Source organism: Stutzerimonas marianensis (assembly GCF_022810315.1).
GTDB lineage: Bacteria > Pseudomonadota > Gammaproteobacteria > Pseudomonadales > Pseudomonadaceae > Stutzerimonas > Stutzerimonas marianensis.
This window is the reverse complement of the sequence record NZ_JALGRD010000004.1, coordinates 208686-229551: the sequence shown is the minus strand read 5'-3', so window position 1 is coordinate 229551 and position 20866 is coordinate 208686. Positions and strand designations below refer to the sequence as shown.

Sequence of the window (20866 nt, the reverse complement as noted above, 5' to 3'; positions counted from 1 at the left end):
GAGGATGTCGCCCACCGCGACAATTCCTTGGGGAGTACGGGCTGGTATCGGGCTCGGTCGAACGAGTCGACCTTACCGTTGCGGGGGCAGCATCAGCTTTCTACTGATTTCCCATTCAACCCGAACCGTGATCCGGGCACCGCGCACTCCATTGAACCGGCCACCTCGTGACCGACCGCGCGAACCTTACGCGCGCCCCCTGGTTAGATCAAGCCGTTATCGGAATCGGTGAGCGTGGGTGGCAGAGCTGGCTAGACTCTTCAATCTAGACCTTGGAGCCTTGCCGGATGAATGACGAGCAGCCCCCTAAATCGCTCACGCTGCGGCAAATGCTGCAAAGCGTCCTCGCTGGCGCCCTGGGCGTACAGAGCGCGAAGAACCGTGTTCGTGATTTCAGCCACGGCAAACCCAGCCACTTTATTCTGCTAGGCCTTGGATTCACCCTGCTGTTCGTGCTCGTGCTGCTCGGCGTCGTGAAGCTGGTGTTGTATCTGGTAGCCCTGTAGCGAGGCCGCTACTGATGACTGACCCAAAACACGGCCGTGGCGACGACCAACAGAATGATGAAGAAGATCGCGGTGGCGTCCGCGCGACTGTCATTACCATGATGCTGAGACACGGCTGCGCTCCTTTATGGGGTTTCTTCAGCGTCGATCAGGGCGTTCTGCCTGGAGTTAAGACCACCGCTGCGCGGCGCTCAAGGCCAGGCGTGCAAATTCCCAAAAAGCGGTGTTTCGTTCTAAACATATTCCCAAACATCACTTTTGCGCATAACTGCTAGCTGGTATCTTGCCGCCCTCCCTCAATGGGTGCGCGGCCGTGCGCGCAGAAAGCTGTAGACAGCCCTGAGAACAGGACACCCCATGTACGTTTACGACCAGTACGACCAACACATCATCGAGGATCGCGTGCGTCAGTTCCGCGACCAGACCCGCCGGTACCTGGCGGGCGAACTCGGTGGTGAGGAATTCCGCCCGCTGCGTTTGCAGAACGGCCTTTATATTCAGCGCTATGCGCCCATGCTGCGCATTGCCGTGCCATACGGGCTACTGTCGTCCAAGCAGGTACGCAAGCTGGCGGAAATCGCCCGCAACTACGACAAGGGCTACGCCCATATCAGTACCCGGACCAACGTACAGTTCAACTGGCCAGAACTCGAAGACGTGCCGGACATCCTCGCCGAGCTGGCGACCGTCCAGATGCACGCCATCCAGACCAGCGGCAACTGCATTCGCAACACCACGACCGACCAGTTTGCGGGTGTGGCGCACGACGAACTGGTCGACCCACGGCCCTGGTGCGAGATCATCCGTCAGTGGTCGACGTTCCACCCCGAATTCGCCTTTCTTCCGCGCAAGTTCAAGATCGCCGTCAACGGTGCGGTCAGCGATCGCGCCGCCATCGAAGTACACGATATTGGTCTGGAAGCGGTGAAGAACGATGCAGGCGAATTGGGCTTCCGCGTCTCGGTTGGCGGCGGCCTGGGCCGCACGCCGATCGTTGGCAGCTTCATCAACGAGTTCCTGCCCTGGCAACATTTGCTGACCTACCTCGATGCCATTCTGCGCGTCTATAACCGCTATGGCCGCCGCGACAACAAGTTCAAGGCGCGGATCAAGATTCTCGTCAAGGCGCTTACGCCCGAGGTGTTCGCCGAACGTGTCGACGCCGAGTGGTCCTACCTGAAGGACGGCCCGAACACCCTGACCGAGGCCGAAGTCGAGCGCGTCAGCCAGTTCTTCGTGGATCCGGCCTACCAGGTTCTCGAGGATCAGGACGCCGCGCTCGCACAACTCGACGCCGAGTATCCCGGCTTCGCCCGTTGGCGTCAGCGCAACGTGGTCGCACACAAGAAACCGGGCTACGCCGCCGTTACGCTATCGCTCAAGAGCACCGGCGTCGCTCCGGGAGATGTCACGGACAAGCAGCTCGACATCATTGCCGACCTCGCCGATCGCTACAGCTTTGGTGAAGTCCGCAACTCCCACGAACAGAACATGATCCTGGCGGACGTCGAGCAGGCTCGCCTGTTCGAGCTCTGGAACGAGCTACGGGAGCTGGGCGTCGCAACGCCGAATATCGGCCTGCTGACCGACATCATCTGCTGCCCGGGCGGAGACTTCTGCTCGCTGGCCAATGCCAAGTCGATTCCTATCGCCGAAGCAATCCAGCGTCGCTTCGACGATCTGGATTACCTGTTCGACATCGGCGAAATCGACCTGAACATCTCGGGCTGCATGAACGCCTGCGGCCACCACCACGTCGGCCATATCGGCATCCTCGGCGTGGACAAGAAAGGTGCGGAGTTCTACCAGGTCTCGCTCGGCGGTAGCTCGGGCCGCAATGCCAGCCTCGGGCAGATTCTCGGCCCTTCGTTCGCGCAGGATGCGATGCCCGACGTGATCGAGAAAATCATCAAGGTCTATGTCGAGCAACGTACCGAGGACGAGTCATTCCTAGATACCTTCCGCCGGATCGGCATTGACCCCTTCAAGGAGCGCGTCTATGCAGCGAATCATTAAGAACGACCAGGTCGTTGACGAAACCTGGCACCTGCTGCCCAAGGACGTGACACTCGAAGAACTGTCCAACTGCGATGACCTGATCGTGCCCTTTCAGCTGTGGCTCGACCATGCTCATGCCCTCAAGGCGCGTGACGGTGGGCTGGGCATCTGGCTGGAAGCCGATGAGGCGGTGGAGGACATCGCCGATGACCTGCAGCATTTCCAGGTAATCGCACTGAATTTCCCGGCGTTCACCGATGGGCGGCATTACTCGAGCGCCCGCCTGCTGCGCGAACGCTATGGCTACAAGGGCGAAATTCGGGCGATTGGCGACGTATTGCGGGACCAGCTGTTCTACATGCGTCGCTGTGGCTTCGACGCCTTCGCCATTCGTGCCGATCGGGATCCTTATGATGCACTGGAAGGCTTGAAAGACTTCTCGGTGACCTATCAGCCCGCCGCGGACGAGCCGCTGCCCCTGTTCCGCCGCCGCCAGGCCTGACCCCTCAACCGGGCCTGCATCGTGCCGGCAAGACGGCATGTTGCTGGCCCATCCAACCCCTTCGTCCCCGTACGACAATCCCGAAACGCGAAACCCTGCCGTAGCAGGGTTTCGCGAGGCGGGCATCCCTTTTCAGGTCCGCGGGTACATCCAGAAATTCGGATGTTCGGGCTGCTCGCCCTTGGTCGCCTCTTTACTGCCGAAGGCTTCCTTGATCTTTTCTGCCAATGCTTTCAAAGCCGACTCCTTGAGTTTCGCGTGATGACCTGGCGCTAGCTTGTTGGAATCACTCGAATCAGAGAAATCGGTTTTGGCTATTCGGACAATAGCTGGCGGAACGGCGGCATTCAGTCCAGTCGCACCAATGTCCGCCCCACCTGCCCGCCGGCGAGGATGCGCTCGATCGCGCCCGGTAGCTCATCCAACGTGACCTCTTGGACCAGGTCAGCGAGGTTCGGCACCTTCCACTGCAACGAGAGTTTGTCCCACATGGAGGCTTTCACCACCAACGGGATCTCGACCGAGTCCACGCCAAGCAGGTTGACACCACGCAGGATGAACGGCAGCACATTGGCCTGGAAGCTGGTTCCCGCGGTCAGGCCGCAGCAGGCGACACTCGCCCCGCGGCGCAGCGACTTGACGACGTTGAAGAGAATATCGCCACCGACAGTGTCCACCGCCCCGGCCCACTGCTCCTTGAGGATCGGCTTCTCGACACCCGCCTGCAGTGCACTTCGCTCCACCACCTCTTGCGCGCCGAGGCGCCTGAGGAAATCCGCCTGACTGGATTTACCGGTGACAGCCGCTACCTTGTAGCCCAGGCTAGCCAGCAGTGCGACGGCTATGCTGCCTACGCCCCCTGTAGCGCCGGTCACCAGCACGGGCGCTTCTCCTGGTTCCAGACCGGCTTGCTCGAGCTTGTCGACGCACAGCGCAGCCGTAAGCCCAGCCGTACCGAGAATCATCGCGTCGCGCAAGGACAACCCTGCAGGCCGCCTGATCACCCAGGCAGCCGGCACTCGAATGTATTGACCAAAGCCGCCAGCGGTGTTCATGCCCAGGTCGTATCCGGTGACAATTACCTCGTCCCCGACGGCAAACTCCGCCACGCTCGATTCGCTGACGGTGCCAGCCGCATCGATGCCCGGCGTATGCGGGAACTGACGCGTCACCCCGCGGTTGCCGGTCGCTGAAAGCGCGTCCTTGTAATTGAGCGAGGAGTACGCGACTCGAATGAGCACCTCGCCAGTCGGAAGGTCGTCAGTGCTGCGTTCGACCACATTCGACTCGAAGCGACCATCAGCCTGCTCTGTAGTCAGCAGCGCCTTGAAACTAGCCATTCGCTGTTTCCTCATTGCCAGAATCGTTGTTCATTCAAGCGGCTCAAGCCTTTGAGCAGGCCATGCTCGATAACCGTGCTGGCCGCCATGCCGAACCGCTCGGGAAGGCTTTTCTTTTCCGCGTAGTGCAGATGGAACAGATCCGCTTCGCGGGCACGTTCGGCCAGGTACTCGTCACTGGTCTTCAGTTCGTCCACCAGTCGCTTGCCCAGTGCCGAAATACCGAGCCAGACCTCGCCCGTCGCGACCTCGTCGATGGCCAGCTCCTGGCGATAGCGCGCCACAAAGTTCTTGAAGAGTTCGTGTGTGGTTTCCAGATCATCCTGGAACTTCTCACGCCCTTTCTCCGTGTTCTCGCCGAACACCGTCAGGGTGCGCTTGTATTCTCCCGCGGTCAGAACCTCGAAATCGACATCGTGCTTCTTCAGCAATCGATGCACATTGGGCAATTGGGCGACCACGCCGATCGACCCGAGGATTGCGAATGGCGCGCTCAGAATCTTCTGGCCGATACAGGCCATCATGTAACCGCCGCTGGCAGCAACCTTGTCGACGCATACCGTGAGCGGCACCCCGGCATCACGGACACGCACCAGCTGTGACGCTGCCAGCCCGTACCCATGCACCATACCGCCGCCACTCTCCAGCCGCAGCACAACTTCGTCCTGTGGCGTCGCCAGGGTCAGGACGGCCGTGACCTCGTGCCGAAGATTCTCGACAGCCGATGCCCTGATGTCACCATCGAAATCCAGCACGAAAACCCGAGAGCGTGATTCACCGGATTTTTTTGCCTGCTTGGCGGCCTTGGCCTCGCGCTTACGCTGCGCCTTGAGCTGGTCCTTGTCGACCAGCGCCTGTTCGAGCCGCTCGCGCATCGATTTGTAGAAGTCGTTCAGCTTCTGCACTTCCAGATGGCCGCTCCCCTGTTTACCCCGCCCTTTACGCAAGGATGCGAGCGTGATGAGCACCACCAGTATCGCGACGACAAGCGTCACGGTCTTGGCCAGAAAACTCGCATAGTCAGCAAGAAACTCCACATATCCTCCTAGGGCCACTCGACCAGGCGCGCCCGGCGCGCCAAAACCGCTCAAGCATACCCAGTCCTTCGACCGAGGAGCCAGTCATGCTCATTCAAACAAACGTATGATTTATCGTTGACACTCCGGAGGCATCCACCTACCCTCGCGAAAATCAGTCCCCCGGAGCGAAGCATGGGCAGCATCTACCTGATCCGCCACGGTCAGGCGTCGTTCGGCGCGGAAAATTACGATGTCTTGTCGCCGCTCGGCTTGCGGCAGTCCCTTGTATTGGGCGACTACCTCGGCGAACTCGGCATCCGTTTCGACCGCTGCATCAGCGGCGAGCTCAACCGCCAACAGGACACCGCGCGCGCTACGCTCGATAGTCTGTTCAAACGGTGCGACGGCGCCGTGCCCAACCTTGAGATCGATGGGGCCTTCAACGAGTTTCCTGCCGATGAGGTAATTCGCGCCCATATGCCTGATCTGCTCGAGGTGGAGCCGAATGCACTCCATATCCTGCGCAATGCCGCCGATCACCGGGGCGAGTTCCAACGGCTGTTTAGTTACGTGATTCGACGCTGGGTATCCGGCGAGCACGAGAAGGAAGGCCTGGAAAGCTGGCAAGGCTTCGTCGAACGTGTCGACGCCGGCCTGAAGCGACTGCTTCTCGAGGCGAAGCAGACCGACAGGGTCGCCGTATTCACTTCGGGCGGGACCATCACCGCCCTGCTACAACTGATCATTGGCGTTCCACCAATCAAGGCGTTCGAACTCAACTGGCAGATCGTCAATACGTCGCTGAGCCAGCTCAAGTTTCGCGCCGAAGAGGTCACCCTGGCCTCGTTCAACAGCCGGGCGCACCTCGATCTACAGAAGAATCCGGAGCTGATCACCTATCGATGAGCTCCAACTGCTTGTGGCCACGGCTGCATGTTCACCACGAAAACAAGGGATCAAATCGAATGAGCAACGTCGACGAAACCATCCAGGGCATGAAGGCCAAGTTCAACCCCAGCGCCGCGACCGGCCTGGACCTGGTATTCCAGTTCAATATCACCGATGCCGACAACTACTACCTCGTCGTCAAGGACGGAACCTGCGATTTTCACAAGGGCGAGTCGGCCGATGCCAACGTTACGCTGATCATGGACAGCGAAACCCTGCAAGGGGTGATCAGTGGCGAGACCGACGGCATGCAGGCCTTCATGGCCGGCAAGCTCCGCGCTGAAGGCGACATGATGCTCGCGCTCAAGCTGAGCGAACTCTTCCCAGCCTGATCGGGCACGGGAATAAAAAACCGAAGTCAGCGACTTCGGTTTTTTTTATGGATTTTGAATGCTTTTTCCATGCATAAAGCGTAGTGATTGATCAGCAACAGCCTTGCCAATAACAAGCTGAATCGCTTGGTAACAGGGGTATCGGCGCATTAGATTGAAAAGGTCCAGTGCTCGCGCTCGGGCCGGCTACATCGCTGCCTTCAGGCAGCCACCTATAACGAGAAGGGACAAGCATGTCGCTAGCAGATCAGACGAGCCCCGTTCGCGAGGGCGAGCAGCTCCCCATCGACGTCGTCGACCAGTACCTCAAGCAGCAGATTCCCTCGCTGGAAGGCACACCGGTCATCTCACAATTTCCAGGCGGCGCTTCCAACCTGACCTACCTCGTCGAATACGCCAATCGAGAACTCGTCCTTCGGCGTCCTCCGTTCGGCCACAAGGCCAAGTCGGCCCACGACATGGGGCGCGAGTTCCGCATCCTCAACCAGCTCAACGCGGGCTTTCCGTACTGCCCCAAGGCCTACGCTTATTGCACCGATGAATCGCTGATCGGTACCCCGTTCTATGTCATGGAGCGGGTGCGTGGGATCATCCTGAGGGAAAACATGCCGGCAGAGCTGGGCTTTACAGCCGACCAGACCACGGCCTTGTGCAAGAGCTTCATCGACAAGTTCGTCGAGCTGCACAACGTCGACTACCTCGCCTGCGGCCTCGGGGATCTCGGCAAACCGACCGGCTACGTACAACGTCAGATCGAAGGCTGGATCGACCGCTACGAGCGTGCCATTACGCCGGATGCCGCGAAATGGGAACCGGTCAAGCAGTGGCTTCGCGACAAGATGCCTGCCGACCACCACAAACCTGGCATCGTCCATAACGACTACCGTTTTGACAATGTCATCCTGAACCCGGAAAACCCGATGGAAATTATCGGGGTACTGGACTGGGAGATGACGACCATCGGCGACCCCTTGATGGACCTCGGCAATACCCTCGCCTACTGGATCGAAGCGGACGACCCGGCGTCAGTTCAACTGATGCGCCGCCAGCCAAGCAACGCACCGGGCATGCTGACCCGCCGACAGTTTGTGGACTATTACGCCGAACGCGCCGGCATCCGCCTGGACAACTTCGATTACTACTACACCTATGGGCTGTTTCGTCTGGCCGCCATCGTTCAGCAGATCTACTACCGGTACTTCCACGGACAGACCCAGGATAAGCGTTTCGCCAAATTCGTCCAGATGAATGCGCTACTCGAGCAAATGAGCCTTCAGGTCATCAACAAGTCGACGCTGTAAGACATACAGCCACAGAGGGGAATTTCCATGAGCAAGACCACACTGTTCGATCTCGACGGCAAGATCGCATTCGTTTCGGGCGCCAGCCGCGGTATCGGTGAAGCGATCGCCAAACTGCTCGCCCAGCAAGGCGCCCACGTCATCGTCTCCAGCCGCAAGATTGATGGTTGCCAGGCAGTCGCCGACGCTATCAATGCCGCCGGCGGCAAGGCGACGCCCATTGCCTGCCATATTGGTGAACTCGAGCAGATCCAGAGCGTATTCGCTCAGATACGCGAGCAATTTGGCCGGCTTGACATCCTCGTCAACAACGCTGCGACCAACCCCCAGTTCTGCCATATCCTGGATACCGATGTAGCGGCCTTTCAGAAAACCGTCGACGTGAATATCCGCGGGTATTTCTTCATGTCCGTGGAGGCTGGCAAGCTGATGCGTGAAAACGGTGGCGGCAGCATCATCAACGTCGCCTCGATCAACGGAGTCACGCCGGGCAACTTCCAGGGCATCTACTCGATCACCAAGGCGGCGGTGATCAACATGACCAAGGCTTTCGCCAAAGAGTGCGCGGGCGCCGGGATTCGCTGCAACGCGCTCCTACCGGGCCTGACCGACACCAAGTTCGCCTCTGCGCTGGTCAAGAACGACGCCATACGTGAGGAAGCGCTGCGGCACATTCCGCTGCATCGTGTTGCGGATCCGAGCGAAATGGCCGGTGCCGTGCTCTATCTGGCCAGCGATGCCTCCAGCTACACCACCGGCTTGTCACTAAATGTCGATGGTGGCTATCTCGCCTGATGAAGGCTTCCGGGCGGGTGCCATCGGTGTCCATCCATTTGAATGAGTCACGCGCTCCGCGCTGCGGGCAACGGATATTTTTGAATCACCATGCCTTCAGCGCCTGCTCGGCTGCATCGTTACGCGGCCGTGCCAAGAGCCCGGTTGGCGCCTGCTCAATCGCATACTCGGCACCGTCTGCGATCGGCAGATAACTCACCCGTAATGGACGTGCCTCGAGGAACATCGAACCGCACTGGCATTGCTGAAGCCAGGCCCAGGCATCCACACCAAGCGCGCTTTGTGCCAGTTGAGTCCTGGGACGGCGGGCCAGGTCCTGCTGCTCGACCGCCAGGTAGCGACCTGATAGCTGTTGCAGACGAAAGCCAGGTTCCAGACCAATCAGGGTCGCCAGGCCCCGCCACTGCAACACGCGTGCGTCCAGCTGCCAAAGGTCGCCCTCGAGAGTGACATGGCGCACCTGGCTGCCCTGCTCGATCCGTACCTGATACCGCTGATAGCCATCGGCCTGGAACGTCAGCGTGGCCAGAGGGGCATTCTCTTCCAGTGCCTGGTAGGTCCGCGCATCCCAGGCGACGAGTCCAATCAAACCGCCCAAGCCAAGTACCAGCAATCCAAAGGTTCCGCGCAACCAACCAAGCAGCCAATGCCCGCCGAGCAACAAACGCAGCGCCACCAGCACGGTAATCAGCGCAAACAGCGCGATCACAACGGACAACCCCAGGTATTGCATGTGATCTTCCTTGGATGAACGGAACGCGCCCAATTATCGACAGCCCCGGTCAAACCGCCAGCACCAGCGCAGCACTCTGATTACGAGTCGACATTCTGCACGCCGTGACCGACCAAACCCGCCCCGCACAAGCGAACCACGCACAAACATAGCGATTCGCCGTTGGCTGGCATCGCTCCGCCGGGCATCATGGCGTCCCCTCTCTGCGCCACGAGAACTCGATGCCGTACCTTGAACTGGCCATGGACCTACCGGTGCTGGTCGCGCTGCTCGCCGTCGCCTTCACCGCTGGATTCATTGACGCCATCGCCGGTGGCGGTGGACTGCTGACCCTACCGGCGCTGCTCACGGCAGGGCTGCCACCGCATTTGGTACTCGGCACCAACAAACTCAGCGCGACCTTCGGCTCCGCGACGGCAAGCTTTACGTTCTATCGTCGCAAGTTGTTCGACCCTCGCCAGTGGCGTCATGCACTGCTGGCCACCGCGATCGGCGCAATCCTGGGCGCCGCTCTGGCGCACCTGATTCCGGCGCGCTGGCTGAACCAGTTGCTGCCGGTAGTGGTGTTCGTTTGCGCGCTGTACGTCCTGTTCGGCCAGGTCCCAACGACGCCCCGCGAAGGCTCCCTATCGTCAAAGCCACACAGACAATGGCCTCAAGGTATCGGGCTGGGCTTCTATGATGGCGTGGCCGGGCCGGGAACAGGTGCGTTCTGGACCGTCAGTACCATGCTGCTCTACCCGCTCGATCTCCTACGCGCCAGCGGTGTTGCCCGAACCATGAACTTCGTCAGCAACGGCACCGCACTTGTGGTTTTCGCCATTCACGGGCAGGTGGCCTGGGTGTTGGGCTGTGGCATGGGGTTGTCTCTGATGCTGGGCGCCTACCTTGGCGCGCGCACCGCGATCCATGGTGGCTCCCGATTCATCCGCCCGATCTTCATCCTGGTGGTATTGGCGCTGAGTCTGCGTCTAGCCTGGCAGCACTGGTTCGGTACTCCCTAGGCGCCGGGCCACATAGAGTTCGATCAGATACCGCGCGATGGACCTGGGCGCCGGCAAGGCCGGCAGGTCATGAATGGAAAACCATCCGGCATCTTCGATTTCCTCAGGCTGCATCACGATGTCGCCCGAGGCGTACTCGGCGTGGAACCCAAGCATCAGCGAGTGAGGAAATGGCCAACCCTGGCTGCAGATGTACTGCGGGTCGTGGATCGACACGCCGACCTCCTCCTGCACTTCACGCCGCACGCACTGTTCGACGGATTCCCCCGGCTCTACGAAACCGGCCAGCGTGCTGTAGACGCCTGGGGCGAAGCGCGGCGAACGAGCCAGCAGCACCCTGTCCTCCGAGGTGACGAGCACAATCATACTTGGCGAGAGGCGCGGATACTGATGAATGCCACAGGCTTCGCATTTCATCGCTCGCTCGCGGGGATGCTGGGTCATAGGGTTGCCGCAACGACCGCAAAACCGATGCTGACTGGCCCACGTACCGATCTGCGCCGCAAAGCCAAGCATGCGGAACCGGTCGTTGTCTTCGTCCTGCATCATCAACTGCCGCAGGCCCTGCCAGCCGGCACCCGGAACAGTCACAGGATCGGCCAGCTCCATGAGGAAGACCGGCTCACCTTCGAAATAACCAAGCCCCTGTTCGCTGATCAGGGGAAGTTCGAGACGCTTGAGCCAACTGCGCGGAAACAACACTCCATTGGGATCGACCAGAAAACCCTGCTGGCAACGCACCAGTGCTGAGCCGGCTTCACCAGCCGGATCCAGCAGTGCGGGCTGCCAGCGCAGGCTCATCAGGCCGCCACCGGCAATCCAAGCGCTCGCACGCTCTCTTCCGCGAGATCGAGAACGCTGACGCGCGAATCGTCACGACGTAGAACCGCACCGCCCTCAAGGTAGTACTCGAGGCTGGTCAAGGCATCGGCCAGGGTCTCGAGCATCTGCTCGGCTGGCATCTGCATGCCCTCGAGCATCTCCTTCTGAATGAAGTCGGCACAGGCCCCAATCAGATCGGCTGCCCGATCCTGCTCGAGAAAACGCAGGCCGCCGCGAACGGCCATCAGGCTGAACGGGACATTGGCCAGGTGGAGTTTTTCACCATTGGATTCCAAATAGGCGGTAATGGCGCGCTTGGCCAATGCAAGGCCGGCGGTCGCCTCGCCGATCACCACGATGCAGGCTTCCGTGAGCTGATGGTTGGCGAAGGCTTCAGCTTCATGGCCGGGCTGTGCAATCTGGGGGCGCGGATCGCGTTTTTCGCCGCGCTCGAGACTGCCGACCATGCTTTCGACGTAGAGCACGGCGTCGGCGAGCTTGAGAAGCGCCTGCGGATCGGGAGCGACCTCGCCCGTCCATCCAGCAACCACGGGCAGTTGGGCATGCAAGGCGCTCGAAGCCGAAGATAGGCCCACCATACCCAGCGTCTTGCCCAGCTTGCCCAGTTGGGTCTGCAGGCTGACATAGGCATCGGCCGGCGCGGTTTGTCGCTCGATCAGGTCAAGCAGATCCTTGACGCTCGCCAGCTCTTCTCGGATCGCCGACGAAAGTGAACGCATCACCGCTTGACCAGGCCCGGCAAGCCGCTGGAATTCGTCTTCCAGCAGATGGTCGGTAAACGGCAGGGAGCTTAGCGAAAATATCTGTCGAACTTCACTGGCGATAGGCCCGCTGCTTTCGGCGAGCGCCACAAGATAGAGCAGCTCTTTCAACAGGCCACGGGGCGCCTCGTATGCGGTATTGGCGATCAGCTGACGGACTTCGCGGTCCAGTCGCGAGAAAAGCTGCTTGCGTGACTGACGGGGCAGAAGCTGACCGTCGAGCATCGCTTCCAGCGCCGCAGTGCCGAGCCAGCATAGTCGGCCGCCCGGCGTATTGGCGAACAGAACGTCCAGCCGTCCGAGCGCGCGCCCCATGAGCCGCAGACTGGCCGCAGCATTTTCCTCTCGGATGAATCCAAGCAGGCCGACCTGATACATCTGACGCAGCCGGCGTGCTTCCGCTCCACGACCAGCAGATTCGCGCACCGCGGCGGCAACCGGAGGGCGGGCGTGATCCAGGCGTGCGCTGAAGAAGAAGCTCTCGGGAAGTGCGGGCTGGCCACTGACCAGCCGCAGCGCATTGATCGCCGGCAGCAGCAGCTCGGGCATTTCCTGACGACTGGCATCCACACTTTCGAGGTAGCGCCCCAGTACATAGAGCGCATTGCTCAATGCGGCCAGCTGGGTGTCACGCTCCTCCCCCGCGCCTACCGGGATATCGGTGGCGAGCTGCAGAATTTCCTGCGCCAGTAGCTCGGCGCCGGTCAGCTCGATCAGGTTGAGGGTGCCGCGGACCTGCTTCAGGTTTTCCACGGCCTGCTGCAAAAGGCCGCCATTGTTGCGATCGATGATGAAATGTTCGAGGCTCTGCTCGGCCTCCTCCATGGTGGCGAACAGTTCGTCGCGGACCAGACTCAGCGAAGTAGCTCCGGTAACCATGCCTAGTGCGCCTCCCGCGCAACGTTAAAAGTACACATCAGTCGGCAAAGTCCGGTTTCTGCTTGCTCATGTGAGCGGCCATCGCGACCTTCAGGTCCGCCGATTGAAGCATGGCGGCGTTCCAGGTCGCGATGTATTCGAGCCCGTCGTCGACCCGATGGTCGCGCATGTAGCGAATCATCTGTTTGGTACCGCGAATCGCAATGGGCGATTTCGCAGCGATTTCGCTCGCCAGGGCCTGAACGGCGTCCGTCAACTCACCTCGGTCGGCATATGTCCGGTTCACCAGGCCTATGGCCTGCGCTTCGCGGCCATCGACCATGCGTCCCGTGTAGGCAAGCTCACGCATCATACCGTCGCCGATGATACGCGGCAGCCGTTGCAACGTACCGACGTCTGCCGCCATCCCCATGTCGATCTCCTTGATGGAAAATTGCGCATCCAATGTGCAATACCGCATATCGCATGCGGCAATGAGATCGATCGCCCCGCCAAGGCAATAACCCTGAATGGCAGCGATCACTGGCTTGCAGCACTCATCGACCGCGTTGAACGAGGCCTGCAGCTTGAGAATCTGACGCCGAAGCCGGTCGGCATTGCGACCAACGTCATCCCCTAGCTGCGTGGCAGCTTGGGCGAGAAGTTGCAGATCGATGCCAGCGGAAAAATGCTGGCCATCGCCGGAGAGGACCACGACCCGCGCTTCGTCCGTCTCGTCGACCCAACGAAAAATATCGACGATCTCGTCCCAGAACGCAGCGTTCATCGCGTTGATCTTTTCGGGCCTGTGGATTGCCACATGGGCAACCCTGTCCTTCAGCTCGACACGGAAGGCTTGGTATTGAGTCACGCTATCATCCTCGACAGCTGAGGCACCCGGTGCCTTCTGAATTCTGCAGCAAATGCTGCTTTTTCAACCGCACAACTATAACAACAGCCTCTCGAAAGTCGATGCGGGGGGTTGTGATGCAGCCCACGCCCTCGCGCATGATCCGCTTTGACAATCGCAGTCAGCCCGCATCGGCCCCCTATCGTCAGTTCTCCAGCACGCAATCGACCGTATACAGCGCCCCATCCGGTCGCTCTTCGTGCTGCAGGCCGTGGACGTCGGCGTCGAATCCCGGGAACAGGCTGGCGAAGCGCTGCGCGAAACCGAGGTAGTCCAGAATCGAACGCGTCTCGGACGTGAAGCGCTCGCCCGGCATGATCAGTGGAATACCCGGCGGATAGGGCACCAGCATGACCGCCGCCACGCGCCCCTCCAGTTCACTGATCGGCACCGCCTCCACCTCGCCTCGCACGAGCTTGTCATACGCATCGGCCGGCTTCAGCGCGAGCTCCGGTAGCGATGTATACATGCGCCGCATGGCTCTGGCAGTGGCGTTCTGGCGGTAACAATCATGGAGCGCGTCACAGAGGTCGCGCAGCCCCATACCGGTATATGCGCTACCGCCTGTTTGCGCCACCGACGGCAGCGCATCGCACAGCGGTACATTGCCGTCGTAGTGCCGCTTGAATTCCAGCAGCTCCGTCAGCAGGGTGCTCCACTTGCCCTTGGTGATGCCCATCGAGAACAGCACTAGGATCGAATAGAGTCCCGTCTTTTCGACGACGAGCCCGCGTTCCCAGAGGAACTTGCTGACAACCGCCGCGGGGATGCCGCGCTCGCCGAGCTTGCCTCCTGCCGTGAGCCCGGGCGTGACCAGCGTGACCTTGATCGGGTCAAGCAGAACGTAATCCTCGGCCACATCGCCGAAACCATGCCAGTCGGCGTCCGGCTCCAGCAGCCAGTCATGGGTGGCCAGTGCTTCGGCCCCGTCTGCCGCCGGGGGCTGCCAGATGCTGAACCACCAGTCATCAGCCGTCATGTGTTGACGTACGTTGGCCAGCGCACGGCGAAAGCTCAGCGCCTCATCGAAGGTTTCCTGAATCAAGGATCGACCCGCGGGACCTTCCATCATCGCCGAGGCCACGTCCAATGACGCCAGGATGCCGTACTGTGGCGATGTCGAGATGTGCATCATGAACGCCTCATTGAAGCGGTCACGATCCAACTGTCGCTGTTCGCTATCGAGCACATGGATCATCGACGCCTGACTGAAGGCCGCGAGCACCTTGTGTGTCGAATGGGTGGTGAAAACCAGCGGCCCCTGTTCACGCGTGTCCATGCCATAGCGGCCGTCATAGAATTCGTGAAATGCGGCGTAGGCATACCAGGCCTCGTCGAAGTGCAACACGTCGACGGCGTTGCCCAGTGTCCGCTTGATGAGGTTGGCGTTATAACAGAGGCCGTCGTAGGTCGAATTGGTGACGACAGCCAGTTTGACGCGTGGCGGACGGCCACGTGCCAGCGGGTTGGCGTCGATCTTGGCCTGGATGGATTGCGTGGAGAATTCCTCGAGCGGGATGGGCCCGATGATGCCCAGCTCGTTACGCGACGGTGTGAGATACAGCGGAATCGCGCCGGTCATGATGATGGAATGCAGGATCGACTTGTGGCAGTTGCGGTCGACGAGTACGAGGTCGTCACGCGCCACCATCGAATGCCAGACGATCTTGTTCGCCGTCGAGGTGCCGTTGATCACGAAGAAGGAATGATCCGCGCCAAAGTTGCGCGCCGCGCGCGCCTCTGCTGCCGCCAGCGGCCCGGTGTGATCGAGCAACGACCCCAGCTCGGGGACCGACACCGACAGGTCGGAGCGCAGCGTGTTTTCGCCGAAGAACTGGTGGAAGGCCTGCCCGACCGGGCTCTTGCGAAAAGCGACACCGCCGCCATGCCCTGGCGTATGCCAGGAATAATTCGAGTCACCGGTATGCTGCACCAACGCACGGAAGAACGGCGGCAGCAGGCCTTCCAGGTAACCTCGCGCCGCCCGAGCCACCTGACGCGCCAGAAATGGCACCGTGTCTTCGAACAGGTAAAGCAGACCGCGAAGCTCGTTCAGGTCGGCCATGGCCTCAGCCGGTGCGTTCTCGATGGTGATCTGCTCGCCCAACGCGAAGATCGGCAATTGCGGGGCCCGCCGACGTGCAACGCGAATGAGCCCCACGACATCTTCGAGCAACCGCTGGTTTTCGCCGGCGCCCTCCGCTGCAACCAGAATGCAGGCCAGTCCGTGGTGAGTCGAGGCGACGATACGCCCTTCGGCAGCACTGCCTGTGGGCAAGATGTGGAAGCCGTCCTGTTCGAGCTCGGCGGCAATTTCGCGAACGCGTTCTCCGGCGACGGTATCAGCCTTGATGTCTCGGTGAACGATAAGGATCGGAAATTTCAGATCTTTGTACATGGAAGCATCCTGAAGACAGTCCTCTTCAGGGTAGAAGCTTCGCACCCAAGCACCAAGCCGGAATACGCGCCGCCGGGCGGTACGACCCTCAGGCCGGCTCCGCTTCCACCTTCACCGGTTGTTCCAGCTGGACCCAGAGCGGCGTGGCCCCGGCGGCTTTCTCGATGGCCTGCATCCTCGCCGTATGCGCCGCGATTTCCTCGGCGCTGGCACGGATCACCAGGGTTGCGGGTCGCTCCGCAGGCAGCCGACGGATCGGCGTGGCCTGCTGACGACCGCCGTGTTCGGCATCGGCCCCTTCTCCGGCCAACGACAGATTGGTCTGCCCGCCGGTCATGGTCAGGTAGACATCCGCAAGGATTTCGGCGTCGAGCAACGCACCGTGCAGATCGCGCCCGGAGTTGTCGACGCCATAGCGCTTGCATAGGGCATCCAGGCTGTTGCGCTGCCCCGGATGACGTTCGCGCGCCATCATCAGCGTATCGAGGATGCTGCAATGATCGCTCAGTTCGGCCCGGTCCTGCTGGCCAAGCAAGGCGAACTCGTTGCTGATGAAGCCGACGTCGAACGCCGCGTTGTGGATGATGAGCTGCGCGCCCTTGATGAACTCGAAGAACTCATCTGCGACGTCGCGGAAACGCGGTTTATCGGTCAGGAATTCGTTGGTGATGCCGTGAACCGCGATCGCCCCTTCGTCGACTTCGCGGTCCGGCTGCAGGTAGACATGGTAGTGCCGCCCGGTCAAGCGACGCCCGATGACCTCGACGCAGCCGATCTCGATGATCCGGTGCCCATCGGTCACCGGCATGCCGGTGGTTTCGGTATCCAGCACTACGCTACGCATCGTTCAACTCTCTCAAGCAGTTTGTCGTTTGGCCTGTACTACGCCACGGTTGGCCAGCAGGTCGGCGCGCTCATTGCCTGGATGCCCGGTATGGCCGCGCACCCACTGCCAGCTCACCTGGTGGCGATTGACCTGCTCATCGAGCTGTCGCCACAGGTCCTCGTTCTTTACCGGTTGCCGGGTCGAGGTCTTCCAGCCACGCTTCTTCCAATTGGGCATCCAGTCGTTGATGCCCTGCATGACGTACTGGGAGTCCGTGATCAGCCGCACCTGGCAAGGTCGTTTCAGCGCCTCCAATGCACGGATCGCAGCCAGGAGCTCCATGCGGTTGTTGGTCGTCTCCGCCTCGCCTCCCCAGAGCTCCCGCTCGACGCCCTTGTAGATCAACAGGGCACCCCAGCCGCCGGGCCCAGGGTTGCCCTTGCAGGCGCCATCGGTGTAGATCTCGACCGTTTCATCGCTCATGAAGAATCAAAGCATCCTAGTGTTCGGCGTCACGACGGCTGAGCTTTGCGACCGGCATTGGCAACAGCTGCCCCATACGCTCGCGACGTTGCTGACGTAACGGCCGCAAGCCAACCATCAGCTTGCGCGCGACCAGCACGTAAAAGCCACCCAGCGGGGCTTGCAGGCGTTGGCCGATCGGCTCAAGACCTGCGAGCCGCTCTCGCCACTGGCCCGAAGAAAGCGGCGGACAATAGCACCCGTACCGGCGTTTCTCCAGCGCGAATCCGAGCAGATTCAGCCAGTCCCCCACCCGCGTCGGCCGAATGCATCGGGCATCGCGAAAAGCGCTACGGGAGACCAACCGCCTGGCGCCCCATGGGCTCCAGGGATTGACACCGACGATCAACAGGTGACCACCGGGGCGTACACTGCGAGCCGCTTCGCGCAACAAGGCATGAGGCGACAGACTGAAATCCAGCCCGTGCTGGACCACCACCACATCCGCGGCATGCTCGCCAACCGGCCAGGACTGCTCCTCGCAGACGATCTCGACGCCAGGCAGTGACGGCCCCACGCGTACGCTTCGCTTGATCTTGCGGGGCTCGATGGGCGTGTTGGCGAACGGTCCATAGTGCACCAGGTAGCTACCGAAACACCGTTCGAGTTCGTGCTCGATGATGAGCCGCTCGTGCTCGAGCAGCTGGGAGCCCAACGGTCCGTCGAACCAGGCACTGGCCTCGTTCATCAGATCAGCCCACTGCAGTTGCGGCGGGGTGGCGCGAAACTCGCTCATGTTTTGCCTCCACGGGTCCGGCCGGCATCCGACCCGGTCGATTCAACAGTATCAAGTCCGGCTGTTAGGATGCGCCTTTGCGACTAACTTGGCGACCCGCATCATGTTGAAGATCGAAGCTCTCCCCGCCTTTACCGACAACTACATCTGGCTCCTGCAGGACGCCGAAACCAAACGTTGCGCTGTCGTCGACCCGGGTGACGCGGCGCCAGTCCTGGCATGGCTGCAAGCCCACTCGGAATGGCAGTTGACCGATATCCTTATCACCCACCACCACCCCGACCACGTTGGCGGAGTGGAACGTATCAAGCACGAGACCGGTGCGCGGGTGTACGGGCCCGCCAGCGAAGCCATACCGGCCCGCGACCATGCGATCGCCGATGCCGATCGCATCCAGGTACTTGGCCATGAGCTGGAGGTCCTGGCAGTACCGGGTCACACGCTGGGGCACATCGCCTACTTTCATGCCGACCCAACAGCACCCTGGCTGATGAGCGGCGATACCTTGTTCGCCGGGGGCTGCGGTCGGCTGTTCGAAGGCACCCCTGTACAGATGTTCACCTCGCTGGAGCGCCTCGCGGCCCTGCCTGCGAACACGCGCATTTACTGCGCCCATGAATACACATTGTCGAACCTGCGTTTCGCCCTGGCCGTCGAACCGGACAATGCAGCGCTACAAGAGCGCCTCGAATCAGTCGAGCGGATGCGGGCATCCCAGCAGATCACCCTGCCGTCCGAGATCCGTCTCGAGCGCGCTACCAACCCCTTCCTGCGGAGCACCGAGAAGGCGGTCGCCGAAGCAGTTGAGCGGCACAGCGGCACGCATCCGGACAGTCCGGCGGAGGTCTTTGCGGCACTCCGCGCCTGGAAAGACCGCTTCTGAGCAGCGTCGACCAGTCCCCAAAACACCTGACCTTTGCTTGACCCACCGGAACGGCATTCCTACACTCGCCCGACTTTCGAGCCCGGGGAAGCCTCCAGCCAATGTCGCCTGACCCATCCAATTCCGCTCGACCAGACGCCTTGGCAGCGTCTGGGCGAGCCCTGGCGCTGGCCATCTGTCTTGCCATCGCCGGCTGCCAGAGTGCAGCCCCACGCGCACCGTCGCCCGTGGAAGTAACGGATGTCCAGGAGGTCGACGACACCCTGTGGCTCACCAGCGGCCCCGTCGAGCCCAGCCACACCGACATCTGGGATCGGGTTCGGCATGGTTTTCAGCTTCAGGAGCATCTCGACGGCAATCCAAGGATCGAACAGCAACGCCTGCTGTTCGCCAGCCGCCCCAACTCCATCGAGATCGCCAGTGAGCGCGGCAGCCCCTACATCCATTACATCGTCGAGCAGCTGGAAGAGCGTGAGATGCCGCTCGAGCTGGCGCTGCTGCCGATCATAGAGAGCTCCTACAACCCATTCGCATACTCGCCCGCCCATGCCGTCGGCTTGTGGCAGTTCATTCCTTCGACTGGCCGGCATTTCAATCTTCAACAGACGAGCTGGTACGACGGTCGCCGCGACATCACCGCATCGACCACTGCAGCGCTACGTTATTTGAACTATCTGCACGGCCTGTTCAACGACGACTGGCTGTTGGCGCTAGCGGCGTACAACTCAGGCGAAGGCACTGTGAGCCGCGCGATCGAGCGCAACCAGAAGCTCGGCCTGCCGACCGACTACTGGAACCTGCCGCTGCCAGCCGAAACCCGGGACTACGTGCCCAAGCTGCTGGCGCTTTCGCAACTGGTTCAGACCCCCGAAGCCTATGGCATCAACCTCAATCCGATCGCCAACGAGCCCTACTTCGAGGTCGTCACGCTCAAGCAACGGATGGATCTGGCACGTGCGGCCAAGCTCGCCGAGCTGGACGAAGACGAGATGTACCAGCTCAATCCGGCCTACACTCGGCGCATTACTCTGGACGGCCCGCAGCACTTGCTAGTACCCACGGCGAAAGCGGAAATGTTCGCAGCCAACCTCGCCCTGATGAAGCCGCAGGACATGGTTGACTGGACCCAATATAAAGTTCGCCCGGGAGACACGCTCGGCGCGATTGCCAATCGCCATAACCTGTCGATCAGCGTCATCCGCGACATCAATCGGTTGAAGAACAATACGCTTCGCATCGGCCAGCTGCTGAGCCTTCCGCAACCCGCCAATGGCGGCCAATCACGCGAGCTGCTTCACGCCGTCGCACGCAGCCAGCCGGCACCACGTAGCTACCGTGTCCAAAAGGGAGACAACCTTTGGGACATCGCCAAGGCACAGAAGGTATCGGTCAATGACCTGCAGCGCTGGAACAACCTCTCCGGCAGCCAGTTGAAGGTCGGCCAGGCGCTGTTCCTCCAGGATACGGCCACCCGACATAGCGGCAGCGGCAAGCCGGCGCCGACCTACTACAAGGTCAGGAAGGGCGACTCGCTCTACCAGATCGCCAAACGCTTCAATGTCCAGATCAATCATCTGAAAACCTGGAATCCGCGTGACTCGGCGCTGCTCAAGCCCGGTCAGACCTTGACGCTCTATCTTCCCCGCTGAGG

General features: G+C 61.0%; 20 protein-coding genes and 1 riboswitch. Of the genes, 10 read left to right on the top strand and 10 right to left on the bottom strand.

Annotation, left to right across the window (positions count from 1 at the left end; genetic code table 11):
* Nucleotides 1–22: 22 nt before the first annotated feature.
* Nucleotides 23–160, bottom strand: a riboswitch (cobalamin riboswitch).
* Between the two features lie 127 nt (nt 161–287).
* The 3 genes from MST27_RS08810 (at nt 288) to MST27_RS08800 (ending at nt 3006) form a co-directional block, all read left to right on the top strand.
* A complete protein-coding gene (locus MST27_RS08810) occupies nt 288–506 on the top strand; it encodes a DUF2970 domain-containing protein (RefSeq protein WP_243605590.1) in 219 nt (72 codons plus the stop codon).
* 357 nt (nt 507–863) lie between these two features.
* Nucleotides 864–2522: a nitrite/sulfite reductase gene (locus MST27_RS08805; protein ID WP_243605589.1), complete on the top strand. Its 1659-nt coding sequence runs from the start codon at nt 864–866 to the stop codon at nt 2520–2522.
* Nucleotides 2506–3006 carry a DUF934 domain-containing protein gene (locus MST27_RS08800; RefSeq protein ID WP_243605588.1) on the top strand — a complete coding sequence of 167 codons (501 nt, stop codon included), beginning with the start codon at nt 2506–2508 and terminating at the stop codon, nt 3004–3006. Before MST27_RS08805 ends, MST27_RS08800 begins: the two co-directional genes overlap by 17 nt.
* A 347-nt stretch (nt 3007–3353) precedes the next feature.
* Here MST27_RS08800 and MST27_RS08795 read toward each other — a convergent pair whose 3' ends face one another.
* Both MST27_RS08795 and sohB read right to left on the bottom strand, forming a co-directional pair.
* Entirely contained in the window at nt 3354–4346 is a 993-nt protein-coding gene (locus MST27_RS08795; protein ID WP_243605587.1) for a YhdH/YhfP family quinone oxidoreductase, read from the bottom strand.
* 11 nt (nt 4347–4357) lie between these two features.
* Nucleotides 4358–5383, bottom strand: coding sequence for a protease SohB (sohB, locus tag MST27_RS08790; RefSeq protein ID WP_243605752.1), 1026 nt, complete (start codon nt 5381–5383; stop codon nt 4358–4360).
* A 174-nt stretch (nt 5384–5557) separates the two neighbouring features.
* Here sohB and MST27_RS08785 point away from each other — a divergent pair, with 174 nt between their 5' ends.
* The 4 genes from MST27_RS08785 to MST27_RS08770 all read left to right on the top strand — a co-directional run bounded on the left by MST27_RS08785 (nt 5558) and on the right by MST27_RS08770 (nt 8741).
* Nucleotides 5558–6271 (top strand): histidine phosphatase family protein, encoded by a 714-nt coding sequence (locus MST27_RS08785; RefSeq protein WP_243605586.1) that lies wholly within the window; start codon nt 5558–5560, stop codon nt 6269–6271.
* A 59-nt stretch (nt 6272–6330) separates the two neighbouring features.
* On the top strand, nt 6331–6645 hold the full coding sequence (locus MST27_RS08780) for an SCP2 sterol-binding domain-containing protein (RefSeq protein ID WP_243605585.1): 315 nt from the start codon (nt 6331–6333) through the stop codon (nt 6643–6645).
* A gap of 233 nt (nt 6646–6878) precedes the next feature.
* On the top strand, nt 6879–7946 hold the full coding sequence (locus tag MST27_RS08775) for a phosphotransferase family protein (RefSeq protein ID WP_243605584.1): 1068 nt from the start codon (nt 6879–6881) through the stop codon (nt 7944–7946).
* A 27-nt stretch (nt 7947–7973) separates the two neighbouring features.
* Nucleotides 7974–8741 carry an SDR family oxidoreductase gene (locus MST27_RS08770; protein ID WP_243605583.1) on the top strand — a complete coding sequence of 256 codons (768 nt, stop codon included), beginning with the start codon at nt 7974–7976 and terminating at the stop codon, nt 8739–8741.
* 85 nt (nt 8742–8826) lie between these two features.
* Here MST27_RS08770 and MST27_RS08765 read toward each other — a convergent pair whose 3' ends face one another.
* A complete protein-coding gene (locus MST27_RS08765; protein WP_243605582.1) occupies nt 8827–9474 on the bottom strand; it encodes a hypothetical protein in 648 nt (215 codons plus the stop codon).
* A gap of 221 nt (nt 9475–9695) precedes the next feature.
* Between MST27_RS08765 and MST27_RS08760 the strand changes: the two genes are divergently transcribed.
* Entirely contained in the window at nt 9696–10478 is a 783-nt protein-coding gene (locus MST27_RS08760; protein WP_243605581.1) for a sulfite exporter TauE/SafE family protein, read from the top strand.
* Here the strand turns inward: MST27_RS08760 and nudC are convergent.
* The 7 genes from nudC to MST27_RS08725 form a co-directional block, all read right to left on the bottom strand.
* Nucleotides 10446–11279 carry an NAD(+) diphosphatase gene (gene nudC / locus MST27_RS08755; protein ID WP_243605580.1) on the bottom strand — a complete coding sequence of 278 codons (834 nt, stop codon included), beginning with the start codon at nt 11277–11279 and terminating at the stop codon, nt 10446–10448. The two genes, MST27_RS08760 and nudC, sit on opposite strands and share 33 nt — an antisense overlap.
* Complete coding sequence (locus MST27_RS08750; RefSeq protein WP_243605579.1) at nt 11279–12961, bottom strand: FimL-related protein; 1683 nt, start codon at nt 12959–12961, stop codon at nt 11279–11281. The genes nudC and MST27_RS08750 overlap by 1 nt, the downstream gene beginning before the upstream one ends.
* 37 nt (nt 12962–12998) lie before the next feature.
* On the bottom strand, nt 12999–13811 hold the full coding sequence (locus MST27_RS08745) for a crotonase/enoyl-CoA hydratase family protein (protein WP_243605578.1): 813 nt from the start codon (nt 13809–13811) through the stop codon (nt 12999–13001).
* Nucleotides 13812–13995: 184 nt separating this feature from the next.
* On the bottom strand, nt 13996–16248 hold the full coding sequence (locus MST27_RS08740; RefSeq protein ID WP_243605577.1) for an Orn/Lys/Arg family decarboxylase: 2253 nt from the start codon (nt 16246–16248) through the stop codon (nt 13996–13998).
* Between the two features lie 88 nt (nt 16249–16336).
* Entirely contained in the window at nt 16337–17092 is a 756-nt protein-coding gene (gene dnaQ / locus MST27_RS08735) for a DNA polymerase III subunit epsilon (protein WP_243605576.1), read from the bottom strand.
* A gap of 12 nt (nt 17093–17104) precedes the next feature.
* Nucleotides 17105–17557: a ribonuclease HI gene (rnhA, locus tag MST27_RS08730; RefSeq protein ID WP_243605575.1), complete on the bottom strand. Its 453-nt coding sequence runs from the start codon at nt 17555–17557 to the stop codon at nt 17105–17107.
* A 16-nt stretch (nt 17558–17573) separates the two neighbouring features.
* On the bottom strand, nt 17574–18332 hold the full coding sequence (locus MST27_RS08725) for a class I SAM-dependent methyltransferase (protein ID WP_243605574.1): 759 nt from the start codon (nt 18330–18332) through the stop codon (nt 17574–17576).
* Nucleotides 18333–18435: 103 nt separating this feature from the next.
* Between MST27_RS08725 and gloB the strand changes: the two genes are divergently transcribed.
* Both gloB and MST27_RS08715 read left to right on the top strand, forming a co-directional pair.
* Nucleotides 18436–19215, top strand: coding sequence for a hydroxyacylglutathione hydrolase (gene gloB / locus MST27_RS08720; protein ID WP_243605573.1), 780 nt, complete (start codon nt 18436–18438; stop codon nt 19213–19215).
* A 101-nt stretch (nt 19216–19316) separates the two neighbouring features.
* Entirely contained in the window at nt 19317–20864 is a 1548-nt protein-coding gene (locus MST27_RS08715) for a lytic transglycosylase domain-containing protein (RefSeq protein WP_243605572.1), read from the top strand.
* Nucleotides 20865–20866 lie beyond the last annotated feature (2 nt).